Origin of the sequence: Pseudoflavonifractor gallinarum, from assembly GCF_014982855.1 — a bacterium.
Classification (GTDB): Bacteria; Bacillota; Clostridia; order Oscillospirales; family Oscillospiraceae; genus Pseudoflavonifractor_A; species Pseudoflavonifractor_A gallinarum.
In genome coordinates this window covers 135,880-155,144 of sequence record NZ_JADCKF010000007.1, presented here as the reverse complement: position 1 = coordinate 155,144, position 19,265 = coordinate 135,880, and the positions used below count along the sequence as shown (strand labels likewise).

Here is a 19,265-nt window from a genome sequence, read left to right as displayed (position 1 = left end):
GCCATTTCATATACGCTCCATATTGGCTTTATCTTACTTACACTTTGCGGCGGTAGGTTTGATTTGAGATCAAATCTGCCGCCATATTAACAGACGGCATGGCGGCATATCGGAGGTGCCGCCATGCTATTTTCACTTTCTAACCCCCCTAACTTGTCAAAAAAAGTCTGCCTGTCCGATGGGATCAGTCCGGCGGCGGATACGAAATTTGGCAGTACATAAATGAATTTGTCATTTCATGCGCTTGCGTGGCCTTGTGTCGCGCAGGCGCATTTTGTTTGTCCGACTTCTGGACACTTTGTCCAGAGGTGCGGAGCGGTTCCCCAGGGTGCCGCTCCCCGCCAGCTCCCCATTTTGTTTCCGCTCAACCCACCAACCGAAACAAAATGGAGGACAAGCTATGACAACGATCAATCTGAAAGATTTTTATTATTGGTACTTAACGGACGAGCTGGTGGAGGTGCCTGACGAGGTAGCTGAGGAGCTCATGGCCAGCAAGCGGCGCGAGGCCGCCCATGCGGAACGGGTGCGCTACAATAAGGCTTATTATTCCCTGGACTGTGACGATGGGATCGAATACTCCGCCTGCCTGCACGAGCCCAGCCCCCAGGAGCTCATGGATCGCAAGGAGCTGTTTTTCCGGCTGTGGAACGCCCTTAACTCTCTGCCGGAGATCCAGGGCCGCCGGGTGGACGCTCATTTGATCCTTGGAAAGAGCTACCGTCAGATCGCCCGCGAGGAGGGTGTGGACAAGAGCGCCGTCCGCTGCTCCGTGAAATGCGGGATTGAGCGCATGAAAAAATATTTGCAGGAAAATTTCTAAGTTACCATCTCCATTCACCCCTCTTTTTCTGGTGGTATGTGAGAGGAGGTTTTCTCTCCGCAAAGGAGGCGCGGGGGCCACAGGCCGCCGCCCCCTTTGTGGGGGAGCGCCGCTGCCGAGTATGGCTGTCTTATGACGGGGCAAGAAAATGAGCGCGGCGCTCCCCGCCATTTATGAAAGTGAGGGATAACAGAATGGACTATGATCCTATGTTGGCTGCTATGCTGTCCCAGCCGTGGAGCAACAATGCCTGCCGTGGCTACGTCATCTACGCGATGGAGAACTGCGGGTTTTCTCCCAACGACATCCGGCGCGTGGTGGCGGAGCTCTATGAGGTTTTCGACATCCGCAGTCTGGAAGAGGCCCAGCAGCACTTTGAGGAAAGCCCTTACTGACTTCTGGACAAAGTGTCCAGAGGTAGCCATTTAGCCGGACGGCCAGCACTTTCGTGGTGCTGGCCGTTTCTGCTCATCATTGGAAATACTGGCGAATAATTGCAAAGGAGGTTTTCTGTGAAGCTAAACGCACAAGTGATTGAAAAGATGCAGAGCGTCAATCTTGACGCGGTGGATAAGGAAACGCTTGTTGACGCAAGCGGTTTTGTTTTTGATAATTCGTTGCCGCTGGAAAAGCGAGCTGCCCGTATGCTGGAACAGTTGAAAAACCCCTATTGTTTCCGCTATGGCGATATGGCCATCAAGCTGGAATTTGCCGAGGACGGCCCCTCTCTCCAGGAACTGCTGACGGGCTTTTTCCTGCGGCAGAAAAGCGGACTGTAACGATCCGCTACTTCCAGACACTTTGTCCAGAGGTGGAGTCATCCTTGTTGTACCCCCGGTGCAGAGGTATAATATAGATGTAATGTGATAGGAAGGAGGACACATGGCAAGAACAGCAAACCGGGGGACAATGAGCGCCAGTTCCCCAACTTCATACAATGTGATGCGCTGGAGATTAGGGAAATACATTCGCCTTTCTAAAGAAGATTTGCTCCGTGGCCGCGATGAAAGCAACAGCGTGGTAAACCAGCGGCGGCTCCTGGAACAATACCACCAGGCCCACCTAGATGAGTTCTATGAGGGCGCGGAAGCGGACGTATATGTGGATGACGGAAAAACAGGTACGGACACCAACCGCGAGGACTTTCAGCGGCTCCTGTCCGATATATCCAGCGGCAGAATTAACTGCGTGATTGTAAAAGACCTGTCCCGGCTTTCCCGAAACTATACCGATGCCGGAAACCTGATTGAAAATCTTTTCGTCCGGCTCAATGTCCGTTTTATCAGCTTGGCGGAGGGCGTGGATAGCTACCGCAATCCCGACAGCGTATCAAATATAATCGTACCCATTACGAATGTAATGAACGATCAATACTGCTACCAGACCTCAAAGAAAATCCGTCAGGTGTTTGATATGAAGCGCCGCAACGGTGAGTTTATCGGCTCGTATGCTCCGTATGGATATGTGAAAGACCCCGGCGATAAACACGCTCTGCTGGTTGACCCGGAGGCCGCCGAAGTAGTCAAAAGCATTTTTTCCATGTTTCTGTCTGGCATGAATAAACGCGGGATTACCTATTATCTGAACGATCATGGTGTCCTTTGCCCCACGGCCTACAAGAAACAGCAGGGGCTCAAATACAATGCTCCCAACGCCCAAAGCAATCCTATGTGGAGCACGATTACCATAGACACGATCTTGAAAAACCGTGTTTATGTGGGGGATATGGTGCAGGGCCGTCAACGGGTGAAAAGCTATAAAATCCATATCCAGGAGCGGGTGCCGGAGGAAGAATGGTTTATCGTAGAAAATACCCACGAGGCCATCATTGACCGGGAAACCTTTGATAAGGTGCAGGGCCTGCTCAAGCGCGACACACGCACAGCCCCAAAGGAAAAGCAGCTTTATCTGTTCAGCGGCTTTCTGAAATGCGCCGACTGCGGCAGGGCGATGTCCCGGATCGCTTCAAAAGGCATTTATGTCTATTACCAGTGCGGAACATATAAAAGCCTTTCAAAAAAGGCTTGCACCATGCACTCCATCAAGAGTGACCGCCTGGAGGCGGGCGTCCTGTTTGCAATTCAACAACAGGTACATTTAGCTGTTGCCTATTCGGAGCTGGTATCCCGTATCAATTCCGCGCCCCTCAAAAAAAGCAAGTCAAAGCGGCTGGAGGATGCCATCGCCGCAAAAGAAAAAGAGCTTGCTAAAATTATGCGATATAAGCAAGCCCTTTATCAAGACTGGAAAGACGGGGAAATCACCCGCAACGACTACCGCCACATGAGCGAGGACTATGAACGGCAAGCCGAGGCCCTAAATAATGTCCTGCGGACGCTGACAGACGAGCAGGAACAACTGGAAAACGGCGTGGATGCAGAAAGTCCTTTCCTGGCAGCATTTCTCAAATATCAGAACATCGACAAACTGACACGGGAAATTCTGGCCGAGCTCATTGATTATATCAAAGTTTACGAGGGCGGCAATATTAGCGTGAAATTCAAATACGCTGACGAGTTCCGCCGCATGGCTGAATATATCGAGCTCAACGCCCCTATGGTTCAAGGGGCCGCGGGCTGATATATAGCCCTATTACCTAATCCGTTTGCTGGTTTTCCTAATATATATTGCCCATACGTAGATACAGCGGGTAAAAATGCAAAGAAAATCGAAGAATACATCCGACGCCAGCTTGAAGAGGACCAGGCAGGAGAACAACTGACAATGGGAAACTTCTAATGAGCCCGTTTACGGGCGGTAAGTAACAAACTCTCGCGGCTGGCAGACCGTACCAACGCGACGTGACGCGTGCGCTAGTATTCCAGGGCTTCGCCCGTCTGTGAAAAACCCCCGGCTTTGCCGGGGGATATTTATTAGAGAAGAAAGGAAGAATGAGACCCATGAATCGCTATAAGCTGCTCACCCCCGGACCGCTGACCACCACGGACACCGTGAAGGCGGAGATGCTCTTTGACCACTGCACCTGGGACGACGATTACAAGCAGATCACCCAGCGCATCCGCGCCGCGCTGCTGGAGCTGGGCCATGTGTCTGAGCCCGAGTATACCGCGGTGCTCATGCAGGGCAGCGGTACCTTCGGTGTGGAGTCGGTCATCACCAGTGTGGTGGGGACGGGGGATAAGCTGCTCATTGCGGCCAACGGCGCTTATGGCCTGCGCATGACCGAGATCGCCCAGCACGCGGGGGTAAACTATGTCCTCTATGAGGAGGAGAACACCCGCCGCCCCGATCCGGAGAAGATTGCCCGGATGCTGGAGGCAGATCCCGGGATCACCCATGTATCCATGGTACACAGCGAGACCACCAGCGGCATCCTCAACGATATCCAGGCGGTAGGTGAGGTGGTCCGCCGGGCGGGCAAGACCTTCATCGTGGACGCCATGTCTTCCTTTGCCGGCGTGGACATTCCCGTGGCCGACTGGGGGATCGACTTCCTCATCAGCAGCGCCAACAAGTGTATTCAGGGCGTGCCCGGCTTCTCCTTTATTCTGGCCCGGCGCAAGAAACTGGAAGAGAGTGCCGGAAAGGCCCGCTCCCTCTCGCTGGACCTGTACGCCCAGTGGCGTACCATGGACATTGACGGCAAGTGGCGCTTTACCTCTCCCACCCATGTGGTGCTGGCCTTTGCCAAGGCCCTGGAGGAGCTCAAGGCGGAAGGCGGCATCCCCGCCCGCTATGCCCGCTATGCCGTGAACCACCAGCTCCTGGTGCAGCGGATGGAGGCGCTGGGCTTCCGCACCTATCTGGAGGCAGAGGTTCAGGGTCCCATCATTACCACCTTCTTCTACCCTGAGGGGGCCAAGTTCACCTTCCGCGAGATGTATCAGTACATCAAGGAGCGGGGATACGTACTCTATCCCGGAAAGGTGATGGAGGCGGAGACCTTCCGTGTAGGCAATATCGGAGAGATCTATCCCGAGGATATTGAGAAGCTGGCCGCCATTATGGCTGATTTTCTGCGGGAGGTGCAGGGATGAACACCAAGCTTTTGATTCTGGACTGGGCTGGAACCGCAGTGGACTACGGCTGCTTTGCGCCGGTCAATGCCTTTGACCAGGCCTTCCGCGCCTTTGGGGTGGAGGCCACCATGGAGGAGATCCGCCGGCCCATGGGCATGCTCAAGATCGACCATATCCGCACCATGCTGGCTATGGAGCGCATTGGCGCGTGCTGGGCCCAGGTCCACGGCCGTGCCCCGGAGGACAAGGATGCCCATGCCATTTACGGTGTCTTTGAGACCAAGCTGATGGAGAGCCTGGAGCAGTATGCCATGCCCAAGCCCGGCGTGCTGGAGACGGTGGAGCGCCTGCGGGCCATGGGGCTGCGCATTGGCTCTACCACCGGATACACCGATGCCATGATGGAAGTGGTCACCGCGGGCGCGGCCCGGGCGGGGTATGCCCCGGACGCCTGGTTCAGCCCCGATGCGGTGGACGGACTGGGCCGTCCCTATCCGTATATGATCTATGCCAATATGAAGAAGTTCCGCATCCAGTCGGTGCACCAGGTAGTCAAGATCGGCGACACGGTTTCCGACATTCAGGAAGGTCTCAACGCCGGGATCTGCTCTCTGGGCGTCATTGAGGGAAGCAGTGTTCTGGGTCTGACCGAGGCGGAGTGGAAGGCCCTCTCCGCCCAGGAGCAGGCTGCGGCGGCGGAGAAGGCCCGCAGGACCTTTGAGGAGGCCGGTGCCCACGGAGTACTCAACCGGCTGGAGGAGCTGCCCGGCTGGCTGGAGGCCAACAGCTGATTCCAATGACAGAAAACGCGTCCGTGTACATCCAAAGGGATGGACGGACGCGTTTTTTCTGTGCAGGAGAGGCATATATCCCGGTTGTTTTCGGAAAGAGGGCAGAAAACAGGGCTTTTTTTGGACATTCTGACCGTAAAACTTTTGTAAATTTTCTTGCGGATCGCACCAAAATCACGTACACTGAACACAATAAGAGAGGTGGAAAAGCGTGAAATGCGGGATCATAGATGTGGGTTCCAATACCATTCGACTCTCCATTTACCACTATGAGGGGCGTCGATTCAAGCTTTTGATGAATAAAAAAGAGATGGCGGGCCTGGCCGGGTACATCCAGAACGGTACACTTTCCGACAGCGGAATTCTGGTGGCCTGCCGGGTGTTGGCCAGCTTTAAGGCTATACTGGAGAATTTTGATATTCAGGAAATGCATGTATTTGGCACGGCATCCCTGCGTAATATCGTCAATACGGAAGAGGTGCTGGATACCATCCGCCTGGTGACCGGGATCGAGGTTTCGGTCCTCAGCGGCGCGGAGGAGGCGGCCTATTCCTTCCTGGGGGCCACCGTGGGGGGCGGAGCGCCGGCGGCCGGATTGCTGGCGGACATCGGCGGAGGCTCCACCGAGCTGGTCTCCTACGAGGGCGGGAGGATCACCTCCGGGTGCAGTCTTCCCATGGGCTCCCTTTCCCTGTATACCAAATATGTATCCGGTCTCTTCCCCACAAAAGAGGAGCGGCGTGCCATCCGCGCCCAGGTAAAGACCGAGCTGGAGCGGGCCAAAACCGCAGGGGTGCGGTGCAGCCATATGACCGGTGTGGGCGGGACCATCCGTGCAGCGGCAAAGCTGTGCAACGACCGGAGCAACGCCGATCCCGACAATCCGGTCCTTCCGGCCTGGGAGCTGCAGGAGCTCTATCAGCAGCTGAAAAAGGGGGACCAGAAGACCCTGCGGCAGATCCTGCGCTCGGTGCCCGACCGGGTACATACTATTCTGCCCGGCCTTGTGATCCTCAACTGTGTGCTGAACAGCTATGAGGTAGAGACCGTCTCGGTGAGCACGTGCGGCGTACGGGAGGGATATCTGCTGAAACGAGTGATGGGAGTGAATGAACATGCATAAGACCGTGGATACCCGATACACGCAGGAGCGGGAGCTCTCCTGGCTGCGCTTCGACAGCCGGGTGCTGGACGAGGCGCGGGATGAGAGCGTGCCTCTCTTTGAGCGGCTGAAATTTGCCGCCATTTTTACCAGCAATCTGGACGAGTTCTTTATGATCCGCGTGGGATCGATCTACGATATGAGCCTCTCCCGGCAGACCCATGTGGACAGCAAGAGCGGGCTCACCCCCGCGGAGCAGCTCCAGGCCATCTGCAAGACGGTGCCCGGCATGTATAAACAGCGGGACAAGATCATGAGCCAGCTGGAGTCCCGGCTGCGCAGCTGCAATATCTGCAATCTGTCCATGGAGGAGCTGGACGGGAAGGAGCGCAAACAGGTGGAGCGCTGGTTCCGGAACTATGTGCAGCCGGTCCTCTCGCCCATGGTGATCAATATCCACCATCCCTTCCCGCACTTGCCCTCCAAGAGCCTGAATGTGGTGCTCTCCCTCCGGCGGGAGGGGAAGCGCTGCTTTGGCCTGGTACCCATTCCCAAGACGCTGCCTGCCTTCTTCCAGCTGGAGGAGAACGGTCTGCGCTATCTGCTCACCGAGCAGGTGGTACTGGCCTGTGCGGACCAGCTGTTTGAGACCTATCAGGTGGAAGAGAAGCATGTGATCTCGGTCACCCGCAACGCCGACATCAGCCCCGAAGATGAGGACTACGATGTGGGAGAGGATTTCCGGGACCACATGCAGAAGGTCCTCAAACGCCGGGGGCGTCTGGCCCCGGTGCGTCTGGAGGTCCAGGGAGAGCCGTCGGAGGAGCTGCTGACCTATCTGTGCCAGCGTCTGGACCTGCCGCGGGCCTATGTCTTCTGTGCCCATAGTCCGCTGGCCATGGGGTATGTCTTTGGACTGGAAGGAAAGCTGCCGCCGGAGAGCGCGGCGGCCCTGTGCTATCCCAAGTATACGCCCCAGTGGCCGGCGGGACTGGTGAAAAATACCCCCCTGATCCCGCAGATCCTGCGGCGGGATGCACTGCTCTTCTACCCCTATCACACCATGGAGCCCTTCCTCAAGGTGGTCAAGGAGGCCGCATCGGATCCGGCGGTATTGTCCATCAAGATCACCATCTACCGTCTGGCCTCCACCGCGAAATTGGTCGAATATCTGGCGGCCGCGGCGGAAAACGGCAAGGATGTCACCGTGCTCATGGAGCTGCGGGCCCGATTTGATGAGCAGAACAACATCGCCTGGGCCGAGCGCCTGGAGGAGGCCGGGTGTACGGTGCTCTACGGTTTTGAGCGCTTTAAGGTCCACTCCAAGATTTGCCTGATCACCCGGCGGGAGAAGGGCCGCATCCAGTATATTACCCAGGTGGGAACGGGCAATTACAACGAAAAGACCGCCAAGCTCTATACGGACTTCTGCCTGCTGACCGCCAGTCCGGCCATTGGAGCGGATGCAGCGGCCTTTTTCCAGAACATGTCCACCTCCAATCTCCGGGGAGAATATGAGCACCTGCTGGTGGCTCCCTACGGGCTGAAAAACCGCCTGCTGGAAATGATGGATGAGGAGATTGAGAAGGCCCGTCGGGGCAAGGAGGCCCGAATCTTCATCAAAGTCAATTCTGTGACCGACCGGGATCTGATCGACAAGCTGGCCCAGGCCAGTCAGGCGGGGGTGCAGGTCACGATGAATGTGCGGGGCATCTGCTGCCTGCGGCCGGGTGTGCCCGGGCTGACCGACCATATCCGGGTATTCTCGGTGGTGGGGCGCTTTTTGGAGCATCCCCGTATCTACGCCTTCGGTGTAGGAAAAGAGATCAAGCTGTATATCGGCTCGGCCGATCTGATGACCCGCAACACGGAGCGGCGTGTGGAGATCGCCTGTCCGGTCTGGGACCCCGCCATCCGGGAACAGATCCAGCACTATGTGTCCCTCTATTGCGGGGATACCCGTAAGGCCCGCAATCTCCGGCAGGACGGGAGCTATGAGGCGGTACCCGTCCCCGATACAGGGGCGGAGCTGGATGTGCAGGCCTATCTCATGGAAGAGGCGGTGCGGGAGAGCGCACAGGCACCAGCTCCGCCGACCAAAGGTACTGGGAAAGGAAAGGGGCTGCTTCGCCGCCTGATGTTCTGGCGCTGAGCAGAGAGCGGGCGGTTTGCCGCCGCAAACAGGGCTCCCATGTGAAACAGAATTGGAAACGGCTGGGCCGAGCAAATGCTCGGCCCAGCCGTTTCTTTAAAGCGAGAAAAGGGAAACATGGGATAGTTTCCATACGGAAACCATCGAATTGTCGCAAAGAGGGTCGTGTGGTGTCGAATATATAAAATCCAAAAACTGGTAAAAATAGCTTGCGTTTGCTGTCTGATTATGGTAAATTACTAATCAACCGGTAAAATGCCCTGGCCAGGCAGAAAGAAAGCACGGATGCTGCTGGAAGAAGGAGTCGACATGGAGAACAAGAAACGTATTCTGATTGCAGATGCGAGCAATGAGTTCCGCAAACTGCTGTGCGATACCATTGGAGGGGAGCCGGACCTGGAGGTGGTAGGAGCCACAGGGGACGGGCAGGAGACGGTGCGGCTGGTCCGGGAGAAGATCCCGGAGTTTCTGGTCATGGACATGGTGCTGCAAAATGAGGATGGGCTGGAAGTATTGCGCAGCCTGCGGGATCTGGAGATCCGGCCCAAAATTCTGATTCTGTCCGGCTTTGTCCGCAGCAATGTGGCAGAGCTGGCGGCGGCTGAGGGGGCGGACTATTATCTCATGAAGCCCTGCAAGATGACGACGCTGCTGGAGCGGCTGCGTCAGATGTCGGCCCCCTGTGCCGGAAATGAGGGAGACGGACGGCGGGGCGAGCGGGAGCAGAGCCTGGAGAGCGTGGTCACCGCCATCATCCATGAGATCGGGGTACCGGCCCACATCAAGGGGTACCAGTATCTGCGGGAAGCCATCATCATTGCGGTGGAGGATATGGAGGTCATCAACGCTGTGACCAAGATCCTCTATCCGGAAGTGGCCAAGCGCTTCAATACCACGGCCAGCCGGGTGGAACGGGCCATCCGCCACGCCATCGAGGTGGCCTGGGATCGGGGCGACCTGGAGACACTGCAAAAATATTTTGGTTATACCGTCTCCAACGCGAAGGGAAAACCGACTAACAGCGAGTTTATCGCAATGATTGCCGACCGGCTTCAGCTCCAGAGAAAGGAGCGGTAAAGACCGGTCTGAGGCGAGAATGGGAGCACAGTTACAAGGCGCAAGGGCAGAGCATATGCAGACAGACACACAGCTTCTGCTCCGATGGACGGAGAAGGAGCACCATAGATATATCACACACGCCGGATCAGCGGGGACTCGTTTCACCTGATCGGGCGTGTGTGATATTTTGGAGGGGATTATTCCAGCCCCAGACGTTTCATTTTTCGCCAGAGCGTACTGGGATGGATGCCGAGATAACGGGCGGTTTCCTTGCGGTTTCCCTGGTGGAGCAGGAGGATACGCTGAAGCTCTTCCCGCTCGTTGTTTGGGACGGAAGTGGGGAGCGGGGCGGAGGAGGGAGGCGCCGACAGATTGGGCAGAGCGCGCAGGACATCGGCGGCCTCGGCATACTCCCGCTTGCAGAGAATGGAGATGCGCTCACAGAAATTGCGCAATTCCCGCACGTTGCCGGGCCAGTCGTAGGAGGTGAGCAGCTCCATCGCTCCCTTGGTAAACCCTTTGAGGACACAGGCATGCTTCTCACGCTCAAAATTCAAAAAATGCTCGGCCAGACAGGGAATGTCCTGTTTGCGCTGGCGCACCGGCGGGAGCTTGAGCTCCAGCACATCCAGGCGGTAGTAGAGGTCCTCCCGGAATGCGCCGGCCTGGACCTCCGCATAGAGGTCCTTGTTGGTGGCGGCAATGATGCGCACGTCGATGGGAATGACGGTGTCGCTGCCCAGACGGATGATCTCCCGCTCCTGTAGGACGCGGAGGAGGCGGCTTTGCAGCTTGGGTGAGATATCCCCGATCTCATCCAGAAAGAGCGTGCCCTTGTGGGCGATCTCAAAGAATCCCACCTTGCCGCCCTTGGCTGCGCCGGTAAAAGCACCCTCTACATAGCCGAACAGCTCGCTTTCCAGGATATTGTCCGGAAGGGCGGCGCAGTTGATGGCCACAAAGGGCTTGTTTTTGCGCCGGCTGGCATTGTGGATGGACTGGGCAAAGAGCTCTTTGCCGGTCCCAGTCTCCCCGCGGATCAGGATGTTGGACTCCACCGCGCTGAAGTCCTCCGCGTTGTGAATGGTCTCATCCAGAGTCTTTCCCACATGCAGGATGTCGGAAAAGGAGTATTTGGCCACAAAACCCTGTTTGTGCATCCGCTTGCGGATGGCCCGCTCCTCTTCCATGATCTTTTCAATGGTCTGAAGGGTAATGACACAGCTGGTGACCTGTCCTTCTACCTCCACCGGGGCGCAGTTCATGAGAAACTGCTTGTCCCCACAGCGGTAGATCTCGGACAGGATCTTTTTTTCCCCGCGGATCAGAGCCTCGTAGGGCAGTTCCGGAAAAAATTCCGCAATGTGCCGCCCCTTCATGGGGCCCTTCTGCTGATTGAGATGCTCCAGGCAATAGCGGTTTGCCACCTCGATATGTCCCGTCCGATCCACCAGGAGGATGCCCTGGAAGGAGTAATTGATGATATTGTCGGTGGTTTTCCGCTTCTCCTTTTCATAGCGGGAGACATTGATGATGTTGATGGCGTTGCTGATGGCGGTATCGATACTCTCGCGGCCCGATTCGATCAGGACGGAGGGAATGCCGTACAGGCGGGCGATGTCACAGGTGGAGGAGCCGCCTACCACCGTCTGCGCACCCTCCCGGATGGCAGTGAGGATGGTGTCCTCCAGGTGGGTCTCATCCTGGATGGGATAGGTGCGGATATCCCGGTCCTCGTAGAGGCGGGAGAGCATTTCCGAGCCATAGATCAGGTTGAGGGCACCGATCACAGCGATTCGGGTGCCAGGATAGCTTTTGACGCAGTGGTCCACCGCACGGACCACATCGTATCCGCTGGCGGTGAGCTCCGCGCCGGGGATATTCAGACGCTTCATGGTGTGGGCCGTAAAACCGCGGGAGATGATGGCCTCCCCGGTCACATGCTCCAATTGGTTGTTGTAATAGTCGGGAAGGATCTCGTATTGGATCTGATCCCGGTCCGGACGCTCCTGAAAGACCTGTTCAATGAGGGGAATACAGCCCGGATAGGGGGCTAGAAAGGTAATATGATACATAGGAAACTTGCACACTCCTTGGAAAAAGTATATCATAAATGAGGTTGCGATACTACCTCAAATTGCATATATTGCAAAATGCAATGCAATACAAGTGCAATGGAAGCGAGAGACGTGGGAGAATATATGTCTGTCCGGAAAAAAGTTGAAAGAAATATGACGTATGGCACAAAACAATGCTTGCAAAGTGAGGTATATTTTGTTTAATAAAAACAAAATATCCGGGAGAATTGCGGTACAAGACAAGAATGGCATACTGCTTGCTGTAAACAAAGGGCAAACGCATTGCGAAAGCATGCGATAAAGAGAAGCTCTGAGTTGCCAAACGCATTCAGACAACAAAGGAGAGCGAGAGTATGAACATCTTGGGTAACGTACGAATTTTGGGGACGATGAAAAAGTTCCCCGCCGGCATCATGGTGATCCCCCTGCTGCTGGGATGCCTGGTCAACACCTTTTTCCCCGATATTCTGACCATCGGCGGCTTCACCACCGGCCTGTTCAAGGGCGGGATCCAGACTCTGATCGGTCTGTTCCTGTTCTGCAGCGGCGCCACCATTGACGTGAAGATGGCCGGACGCACCATTTATGTGGGCGTGGTGCTGACCGCCCTCAAGTTCTTTATTGGCTTTGGCCTGGGCCTGCTGCTCAACGCCATGTTCGGCGAGGCCGGTCTGCTGGGCCTGAGCTCCCTGGCTGTGATCGGCGCTGTGACCAACTCCAACGGCGTCATCTACGCCACCCTGGCCAGCGAGTACGGTGAGGAGAGCGACGTGGGCGCCACCTCCATCCTGGCGCTGAACGACGGCCCCTTCTTCACCATGATCGCCCTGGGCGCCGCCGGTATGGGCACCTTCCCCGCCAAGGACATGATCGCCTGCATGGTGCCCATGATCCTGGGCTTTATCGTGGGCAACCTGGACCACGAGTGGCGTAAGATCCTGGCCCCCGGCATGGTCCTTCTGCCCCCCTTCAACGGCTTTACCCTAGGCGCGGGCATGAACCTCTTCAACATTGCCGCCGCCGGCGCTTCCGGCATTGTTCTGGGCCTGCTGACTCTGCTGACCACCGGCCTGCTGTCCTTTATCATTTACAGCCTGCTGCGCCGTCAGCCCGATCCCATGGGCGCCGCCATCGGCACCACCGCCGGCGTGGCCGCGACCACACCTGCGTCCATTGCGGCGGCTGACCCCTCCTTTGAGCCCCAGGTGGAGGGCGCGACCGCTCAGATCGCGGCCAGCGTGGTCATCACCGCTATCCTCTGTCCTCTGATGGTCTCCTTCCTGGCCAAGTGGAGCGACAAATGGTTTGAGAAGCGGGGCAAAAAGCGCCGCGCCCATGTGCCCGGCGCGGACGAGCTGGCTCAGTAAGAGCCGGCGGCCGACCCTTTCCGGGGCCATCCCGGAGCGTTGAATACTTACGGAACGATAAGGACGGAGGAAACGATGAAACAGATTATTACGGCAAAAACGGTGCTCTCCGGCGCGGAGCTGGAGGAGATCCACAACGGCGCTGTGGTCATCGAGGACGGCAAGATTCTCAAGGTGGTCGCTGAGAGCGCCCTGACTGCGGAAGATAAGGCGGACGCTCAGGTCATTTCCTTTGCGGAGGAGACCGTGATGCCCGGCATGATCGAGTGCCATAACCACCTCTCCATCGATGCCCGCAAGAGCGAGCATCTGGAGATCCTGGGCACTGCTTCCGAGTGCAAGCTGACTCTGCTGGCTCTGGAGGGCCTGCACGATGACCTGATCTCCGGCGTCACCACTGCCCGCTGCATGGGTGACAAGTATGATCTGGATCTCAAGCTGAAGAAGGAGATCGAGGCGGGCAATGTGACCGGTCCCGATCTGCTGACCGCCGGTGTGGGCATGAAGGGCTCCAACGGCAGCGGCTACATCGGCGCGCCCCACTCCGGCGTGGAGGAGTTCCGCCGTACCGCCCGGGCCAACGTGTCCAAGGGCGTGAACGTGCTCAAGATCTTTACGACGCCCGGTCTGTTCTCGGTGAACCAGGGCTTTGTCCCCTCCTTCCTGTCTGCGGAGGAGATCCGCACGGTGGTGGAAGAGGGCGAGCGCCTGCATCTGCCTGTGGCCGCTCACTGCATCGGCGGCAAGGCCCTCCACGACTGCGTGGAGCAGGGTGTGGCGGTCATCGAGCACGCCTACTGTGCCTCCCAGGAGGATATCGAACTGCTCAAGGCGCATCCCGAGTGCTGGGTGGATCTGACCACCGGCATTTACCTGGACCCCGACCGGGAGGCCTACCTCTCTCCCGCCAATGTGGCCAAGGCCCGGGAGGGCCGTGAGATCGTGCGCAAGTGCGTGGGCGATCTGGTCAAGGCCGGCATCCACTTTGCGCTGGGTACCGACGCCAACCACGGCCTGCTGTGGAAGGAAGTGGTCTACGCGGTGGAGCTGGGCGCGGACAAGCGCACTGCCCTCAAGGGTGTCACCTCCAACGCGGCCTATATTTCCCGCGTGGCGGGCAAGAAGGGCGAGCTGAGCGCCGGTGCGGACGCCGACGTGATCGCGGTCCAGGGCAACCCCCTGGAGGATCCCGCCGTGCTGGAGCACGTGTCCTTTGTCATGAAAAAGGGCGTCATTTATAAGGAAAACGGAGTGGCCAACTCCAACTGCCATTCCTTTCAGAAAGCACTGTAAGAGACAGGAGGAAATAGAATATGAGTCAGTTTTCCGGAAAGCCCCTGCTGGCAGTCCCTCTGGGAGATGCTGCGGGCATCGGCCCTGAGATCATTGCCAAGCTGTGCGCCAACGGCTTCCTGATGGAGCACGCCAAGCCCATCCTGGTGGGTGATGAGAGCGTTCTGCGCCGCGGCATGAAGGATACCGGCACTGAGTTTGCCTACACCGTGACCGAGACCATGGAGGCCGCCGTGGAGGAGGCCAAGAAGGAGACTGGTCTGGTGCTCCTCAACACCAAGAGCCTGGACGCCTCCAAGGTGGAGATCGCCGTGGTCTCCGCGGTCAACGGCAAGGAGGAGGCCGACAACCTCTGCATGATCATGGAGTACTGCAAGAAGGGCCTGCTGGAGGGCTTCTGCTTCGGTCCTCTGAACAAGGCGGCCATGAAGAACGGCGGCTATCACTTCGAGAGCGAGCATGAGCTCTTCGCCGAGCGCCTGGGCGTGATGGACAAGCCCCACGGCGAGATGAACGTGCTGGACGGCCTGTGGACCTCCCGCGCCACCAGCCACATCCCCCTGAAGGATGTCAGCGCCCATCTGACCGCTAAGACCGTGGGCGACGCCATCAACCTGGCCTACGAGACCCTGAAGCGCGCCGGCTATGAGGATCCCAAGGTGGCCATCGCTGCCGTCAACCCCCACGGCGGTGACAGCGGCACCTGCGGCCGCGAGGAGATCGACGTGCTGGAGCCCGCCGTGGCCAAGGCCAACGCCGAGGGCAAGAACATCGTCGGCCCCTTCCCCTCCGACACCCTGTTCATCCGCGCGTTCAAGGGCGACTTCAATGCCGTGGTGACCATGTACCATGACCAGGGCCAGATCGCGCTGAAGCTCAAGGGCTTTGAGCGCGGCGTCACCGTGGCGGCCGGCCAGCCCTTTGCCATCACCACCCCCGCCCATGGCACCGCTTACGACATTGCCGGCACCGGCAAGTGCACCACCTCTGCCTTTGAGACCGCATACAAGCTGTGCGCCAAGATGGCAGTGACCGACCGGACCTATTTCAACCGGTAATTCCTATGCGTACATAGTTCCAGGATAGATTCCCTTTCCATAACTGGAGCTGTTGCGATAAACCTTCTAGCCTGTACGGGAGTCCATTTGGACTCCCGTACAGGCTTTTTATCGCCATGAACATGGGAAAGATAGCGGTATATGAAAAATTGCATAAAGAGAGGGGAAAAGAGAGGCTGCAATCTTGGTTTGACAACGGGAGGGGAGCGACGTACACTTAACACCTGGAAATCCTACATCTGGGGGTGCAGATCCATTGAAAATTATCTATCAGATCGCCATCATTTTTTCCATCTGCTGGGTCAGTCAGGTGGTAGAGGCACTTTTGCCCTTTGCCTTCCCGGCCAGTGTGATCGGAATGATTTTGTTGTTTCTCCTGCTGGCAACGGGAGTGCTGCGCATGGAGCATATCCGGGAAAAGTCGGACTTTCTGCTCTCCAACATGGCCTTTTTCTTTATCCCGGCCGGAGTGAGCGTCATGAACTATTTTGATGTGCTCAAAAGCAGCTTGATTCCGCTGGTCCTGATCTGCCTTGTGACCACAGTCATCACCTTTGCCGCCACGGCATACAGCATCAAGCTGACGGTCTATCTGATGAATCGGAGGAAACGTAATCATGGCTGAGCTATTTGAATCCCCGTTTTTTGGCATTGCCCTGAGTGTGATCGCCTTTTGGATCGGCATCCGGATCCAGAAAAAGACCGGGCTGGTGGCCTGCAATCCCCTCATCATCGCGATTGTGCTCATTGTGGGTGTGCTGCTGGTGTTCCGCATCCCCTATGAGGCCTACAACCAGGGGGGAGCCCTCATCAATCTCTTCCTGGCACCTGCCACGGCCTGCCTGGCCGTCTCCATCTACACAAAGGTGGAGCTGCTGAAGCAGAATTGGCTTCCCATTCTGGTGGGATGTGCGGTGGGGTCTCTGACCTCCATGGGGAGCGTATATGCCCTGTGCCGTCTCTTTCGGCTGGACGAGAGTTTGACGGCCGCGCTGATGCCCAAGTCGGTGACTACGCCCATCGCGGTGAGCATCGCGGGCAGTCATGGGGGTATCACCTCCATCACGGTGGTGGCAGTGATTCTGACCGGAATCCTGGGAAGCATCCTGGCCCCCACCCTGATCCGGGTCTTCCGGGTGCGGGACCCCCTGACGGCGGGCCTTGCCATCGGCGCCTGCTCCCATGCGGTGGGGACCTCCAAAGCCCTGGAGCTGGGGGAGACCGAGGGAGCCATGAGCGGCCTTGCCATCGGCGCATGCGGTATTTTGACCGTACTGTTCTCCATGTTTTTGATGTGATAGGATAAGAGCACGTGTTCCGGACCATCCATCCGGGCACGTGCTTTTCTTTTTTCCCAAAGCGGTTACAAAAGCATGGGGTGATGTGTTTTATAGGTGAACGCGTTCAGAACCGAGGGAAGGGAAGTGAGTGAATGAAAGCGTGTCCCGACGAGGCGGAGCGGCTGGTGGAGACCTATTCCGATCTGATCCTGCGGCTCTCCTTGAGCTGGGTGCGCTCCAGCCACGACGCGCAGGACGTCTGCCAGACGGTCCTCCTCAAGCGGCTGGAGTACACCGGCACCTTTCCGGCTCCGGAGGCGGAACGGGCCTGGATCGTGCGTGTGACCATCAACACCTGCAAAAATCTGCGCCGCAGCTTTTGGAGAAGAAATGTGGTGGGGATGGAGTGCGTAGCCGACCCCGTTGCACCCGAGCCGGAGCCGGATGGGCTCCTGGAGGAACTGCGGCATTTACCGGACCGGGACCGGGAGGTACTGCTGCTGCGCTATTACATGGGCTATGATGCACAGGAGATCGCCGCGCTGCTGGGGATCGGAACGGATGCGGTGCGGATGCGCCTTTCCCGGGCGAGGCGGCTGAAGCAGAAACTGGAGGAGGACGGCTATGAACCATCTGCGCAGTGAATTGGAGCGATATGCCTTTTCGGAAGAAGAAAAAGAGCAGCTCAAGGAGCGGCTGGGGACCGGTATGGAAAACCGGAAAAAGGGGCGCCCCCGGAATATCCAGCGTGGGATCGTAGCCCTTGTGGCGGTCTGCTCTCTGTTGGTGGGAGCGGCGGGGGCGGTCTCGCTGGTCCATGTATCGCCGCAGTTCCGGGCCTTTTTTGGAACCGAGACCGCGGAGCAGGCCGAACAGGTCGCCCCGCGGACCATCCATCAGGTCTATGAGGACCCCAACGGTACCGGCGTTACGCTGACCGTGGAAGAGGTGCTCATGGATGAGCAGACCCTGTATGTCTTTCTGGAGCTGGCCGCGCCGGAGGGAATAGGCCTGCCTGCGCTCCCGGAGCAGGGGCAAAGGGCAGACTACTGGCTGCCGGTGGAGTGGGGGTTCTATGCGGATGAGGCCCACACCCAATATGCCGACCAGTGGAGCGCGGTGAGCGGAGGATGCCGCTCCCTCCCAGATGCGGATCCCCTGGACAACTGCCTTCCATTGGTGTGCACCATCACACGGTCCGGAGGGACGTTTACGGCGGAGGCAAACTATCTTCGCCTGACGACCGGAGGAAATGGAGACAGCGTCGAAGACAGCCTGAGGGGATACAACGCGTCCGAGGGCGGGTGGACAGATGAGGTACTGTCCGGGTTCCACTTTGATCTCACCATCCCGCTGGAGGGAAGCCGGATCGAGAGCCATGTTTTTACCGGGCGCTCCATGGTCAACCTGGGGGGCGTGTGTCCGGTCCTGCTGGAAAACCTGACGCTGTCGCCCCTATCCATGACCATGGACCTGATCCTGCCGGACGATGAGGGGTATTTGGCACAGCTGGATGCCCAGAGAGAGAAGGAGACCGACTGGGGGATCTATGCCAGACTGTGGGACGGGACCCGAGTCGCCGGTCATTTTGACCCGAACTATAGCATTCAAATTTATCGGGACGAGAACAGCCAGGAAAAGAACACGCTCCTGGCCGTCCATCCCACCCGTGTCTTTTGGGAGAGTCCCATCGATCCGCTGGAAGTCGCCGATCTTGTGTTCGTGGGGGACAATGACCCGCCGGAGGAGCGGGCGGACGGAGGCGTGGGACATATGGTGTACTTCCGATTTGAACCGGACCGGTTCCAGAATACCGCCTACTGGACAGCGAGAGAAGAACGGCAGGGCGCGGTGCAGGAGCAGAAGAATGGAGCCACCGCAGTGTCCCAGGTCTCGTCTGCGCCATGAGGGGGGCGGCACATTGCCTTTTGCTGTGGGATGTGATATGATACCCTGCGAACGATTCCGTACCCCAAGGAGGAAGAGAAACGCATGGTAATCGACTATCAGACCCAGGGCGTCTGCTCTCAGCGGATGCTCATTGATGTGGAGGACGGCGTGGTCCGTTCCCTTCAGGTGCTGGGAGGCTGCAACGGCAATCTGCAGGGGATTTCCAGCCTGGTGGCTGGGATGAAGGTGGAGGAGGTCATCGACCGCCTCTCCGGCATCCGGTGCGGCGGGAAACCCACATCCTGCCCGGATCAGCTGGCCCGTGCCCTGCGCCAGGCCACGGCAAAGGCGTAATCGGAAGACAAAAAACGCACCCTAGAGGGTGCGTTTTT

At 57.7% G+C, this 19,265-nt stretch carries 18 protein-coding genes and 1 pseudogene; 18 read left to right on the top strand and 1 reads right to left on the bottom strand.

The genetic code is table 11. The features are described from left to right. Positions 1-400 precede the first annotated feature (400 nt). From INF37_RS09195 to spo0A, 10 genes and pseudogenes are all read left to right on the top strand, one after another. On the top strand, positions 401-823 hold the full coding sequence (locus INF37_RS09195; RefSeq protein ID WP_006573372.1) for a sigma-70 RNA polymerase sigma factor region 4 domain-containing protein: 423 nt from the start codon (positions 401-403) through the stop codon (positions 821-823). Positions 824-1,017: 194 nt separating this feature from the next. After that, entirely contained in the window at positions 1,018-1,218 is a 201-nt protein-coding gene (locus tag INF37_RS09190; RefSeq protein WP_130871112.1) for a hypothetical protein, read from the top strand. A gap of 117 nt (positions 1,219-1,335) precedes the next feature. Then, positions 1,336-1,602 carry a DUF6870 family protein gene (locus tag INF37_RS09185; RefSeq protein ID WP_006573369.1) on the top strand — a complete coding sequence of 89 codons (267 nt, stop codon included), beginning with the start codon at positions 1,336-1,338 and terminating at the stop codon, positions 1,600-1,602. A 103-nt stretch (positions 1,603-1,705) separates the two neighbouring features. Continuing rightward, the gene (locus tag INF37_RS09180; protein ID WP_193537845.1) at positions 1,706-3,403 is read left to right on the top strand and encodes a recombinase family protein; all 1,698 of its coding nucleotides are present in this window, start codon (positions 1,706-1,708) and stop codon (positions 3,401-3,403) included. A gap of 54 nt (positions 3,404-3,457) precedes the next feature. Beyond that, positions 3,458-3,588 (top strand): annotated as a pseudogene (locus tag INF37_RS15730) (IS200/IS605 family transposase); the annotation flags it as partial. A gap of 135 nt (positions 3,589-3,723) precedes the next feature. Next, a complete protein-coding gene (locus tag INF37_RS09175; RefSeq protein WP_101691430.1) occupies positions 3,724-4,821 on the top strand; it encodes a 2-aminoethylphosphonate--pyruvate transaminase in 1,098 nt (365 codons plus the stop codon). Next, a complete protein-coding gene (phnX, locus tag INF37_RS09170) occupies positions 4,818-5,594 on the top strand; it encodes a phosphonoacetaldehyde hydrolase (RefSeq protein ID WP_193537843.1) in 777 nt (258 codons plus the stop codon). The genes INF37_RS09175 and phnX overlap by 4 nt, the downstream gene beginning before the upstream one ends. 211 nt (positions 5,595-5,805) lie before the next feature. Continuing rightward, complete coding sequence (locus tag INF37_RS09165; protein ID WP_145996808.1) at positions 5,806-6,717, top strand: Ppx/GppA phosphatase family protein; 912 nt, start codon at positions 5,806-5,808, stop codon at positions 6,715-6,717. Then, the gene (gene ppk1, locus INF37_RS09160) at positions 6,710-8,848 is read left to right on the top strand and encodes a polyphosphate kinase 1 (protein WP_193537841.1); all 2,139 of its coding nucleotides are present in this window, start codon (positions 6,710-6,712) and stop codon (positions 8,846-8,848) included. The genes INF37_RS09165 and ppk1 overlap by 8 nt, the downstream gene beginning before the upstream one ends. A gap of 309 nt (positions 8,849-9,157) precedes the next feature. After that, positions 9,158-9,925 (top strand): sporulation transcription factor Spo0A, encoded by a 768-nt coding sequence (gene spo0A, locus INF37_RS09155; RefSeq protein ID WP_180956712.1) that lies wholly within the window; start codon positions 9,158-9,160, stop codon positions 9,923-9,925. A gap of 179 nt (positions 9,926-10,104) precedes the next feature. Here the strand turns inward: spo0A and INF37_RS09150 are convergent, their stop codons facing one another. Continuing rightward, the gene (locus INF37_RS09150) at positions 10,105-11,982 is read right to left on the bottom strand and encodes a sigma 54-interacting transcriptional regulator (protein WP_193537839.1); all 1,878 of its coding nucleotides are present in this window, start codon (positions 11,980-11,982) and stop codon (positions 10,105-10,107) included. 356 nt (positions 11,983-12,338) lie between these two features. On the opposite strand from INF37_RS09150, the gene INF37_RS09145 reads away from it, so the two are divergent. The 8 genes from INF37_RS09145 to INF37_RS09110 all read left to right on the top strand — a co-directional run bounded on the left by INF37_RS09145 (position 12,339) and on the right by INF37_RS09110 (position 19,227). Beyond that, a complete protein-coding gene (locus INF37_RS09145) occupies positions 12,339-13,352 on the top strand; it encodes a 2-keto-3-deoxygluconate permease (protein ID WP_101691424.1) in 1,014 nt (337 codons plus the stop codon). A gap of 75 nt (positions 13,353-13,427) precedes the next feature. Continuing rightward, positions 13,428-14,645 (top strand): amidohydrolase family protein, encoded by a 1,218-nt coding sequence (locus INF37_RS09140; protein ID WP_101691423.1) that lies wholly within the window; start codon positions 13,428-13,430, stop codon positions 14,643-14,645. A gap of 20 nt (positions 14,646-14,665) precedes the next feature. Next, positions 14,666-15,703, top strand: coding sequence for a 4-hydroxythreonine-4-phosphate dehydrogenase PdxA (locus INF37_RS09135; protein ID WP_101691422.1), 1,038 nt, complete (start codon positions 14,666-14,668; stop codon positions 15,701-15,703). A 256-nt stretch (positions 15,704-15,959) separates the two neighbouring features. After that, complete coding sequence (locus INF37_RS09130) at positions 15,960-16,328, top strand: CidA/LrgA family protein (RefSeq protein WP_193537837.1); 369 nt, start codon at positions 15,960-15,962, stop codon at positions 16,326-16,328. Beyond that, a complete protein-coding gene (locus INF37_RS09125) occupies positions 16,321-17,001 on the top strand; it encodes an LrgB family protein (RefSeq protein WP_193537835.1) in 681 nt (226 codons plus the stop codon). Before INF37_RS09130 ends, INF37_RS09125 begins: the two co-directional genes overlap by 8 nt. Before the next feature lie 134 nt (positions 17,002-17,135). Next, positions 17,136-17,627: an RNA polymerase sigma factor gene (locus INF37_RS09120; protein WP_193537833.1), complete on the top strand. Its 492-nt coding sequence runs from the start codon at positions 17,136-17,138 to the stop codon at positions 17,625-17,627. Further along, positions 17,608-18,891 (top strand): DUF4179 domain-containing protein, encoded by a 1,284-nt coding sequence (locus tag INF37_RS09115; RefSeq protein WP_193537831.1) that lies wholly within the window; start codon positions 17,608-17,610, stop codon positions 18,889-18,891. The genes INF37_RS09120 and INF37_RS09115 overlap by 20 nt, the downstream gene beginning before the upstream one ends. 84 nt (positions 18,892-18,975) lie before the next feature. Beyond that, positions 18,976-19,227, top strand: a complete 252-nt coding sequence (locus INF37_RS09110) for a TIGR03905 family TSCPD domain-containing protein (RefSeq protein WP_101691418.1) — start codon at positions 18,976-18,978, stop codon at positions 19,225-19,227. The last annotated feature ends 38 nt before the right edge of the window (positions 19,228-19,265 follow it).

What these genes read in the sequence shown, in the direction of transcription:
- spo0A (WP_180956712.1), top strand. Translation starts at nt 9,158, where the DNA reads ATGGAGAACAAGAAACGTATTCTGATTGCAGATGCGAGCAATGAGTTC.
- INF37_RS09115 (WP_193537831.1), top strand. Translation starts at nt 17,608, where the DNA reads ATGAACCATCTGCGCAGTGAATTGGAGCGATATGCCTTTTCGGAAGAA.
- INF37_RS09110 (WP_101691418.1), top strand. Translation starts at nt 18,976, where the DNA reads ATGGTAATCGACTATCAGACCCAGGGCGTCTGCTCTCAGCGGATGCTC.
- INF37_RS09135 (WP_101691422.1), top strand. Translation starts at nt 14,666, where the DNA reads ATGAGTCAGTTTTCCGGAAAGCCCCTGCTGGCAGTCCCTCTGGGAGAT.
- INF37_RS09125 (WP_193537835.1), top strand. Translation starts at nt 16,321, where the DNA reads ATGGCTGAGCTATTTGAATCCCCGTTTTTTGGCATTGCCCTGAGTGTG.
- phnX (WP_193537843.1), top strand. Translation starts at nt 4,818, where the DNA reads ATGAACACCAAGCTTTTGATTCTGGACTGGGCTGGAACCGCAGTGGAC.
- INF37_RS09150 (WP_193537839.1), bottom strand. Translation starts at nt 11,982, where the DNA reads ATGTATCATATTACCTTTCTAGCCCCCTATCCGGGCTGTATTCCCCTC.
- INF37_RS09195 (WP_006573372.1), top strand. Translation starts at nt 401, where the DNA reads ATGACAACGATCAATCTGAAAGATTTTTATTATTGGTACTTAACGGAC.
- INF37_RS09145 (WP_101691424.1), top strand. Translation starts at nt 12,339, where the DNA reads ATGAACATCTTGGGTAACGTACGAATTTTGGGGACGATGAAAAAGTTC.
- INF37_RS09175 (WP_101691430.1), top strand. Translation starts at nt 3,724, where the DNA reads ATGAATCGCTATAAGCTGCTCACCCCCGGACCGCTGACCACCACGGAC.
- ppk1 (WP_193537841.1), top strand. Translation starts at nt 6,710, where the DNA reads ATGCATAAGACCGTGGATACCCGATACACGCAGGAGCGGGAGCTCTCC.
- INF37_RS09190 (WP_130871112.1), top strand. Translation starts at nt 1,018, where the DNA reads ATGGACTATGATCCTATGTTGGCTGCTATGCTGTCCCAGCCGTGGAGC.
- INF37_RS09140 (WP_101691423.1), top strand. Translation starts at nt 13,428, where the DNA reads ATGAAACAGATTATTACGGCAAAAACGGTGCTCTCCGGCGCGGAGCTG.
- INF37_RS09120 (WP_193537833.1), top strand. Translation starts at nt 17,136, where the DNA reads ATGAAAGCGTGTCCCGACGAGGCGGAGCGGCTGGTGGAGACCTATTCC.
- INF37_RS09180 (WP_193537845.1), top strand. Translation starts at nt 1,706, where the DNA reads ATGGCAAGAACAGCAAACCGGGGGACAATGAGCGCCAGTTCCCCAACT.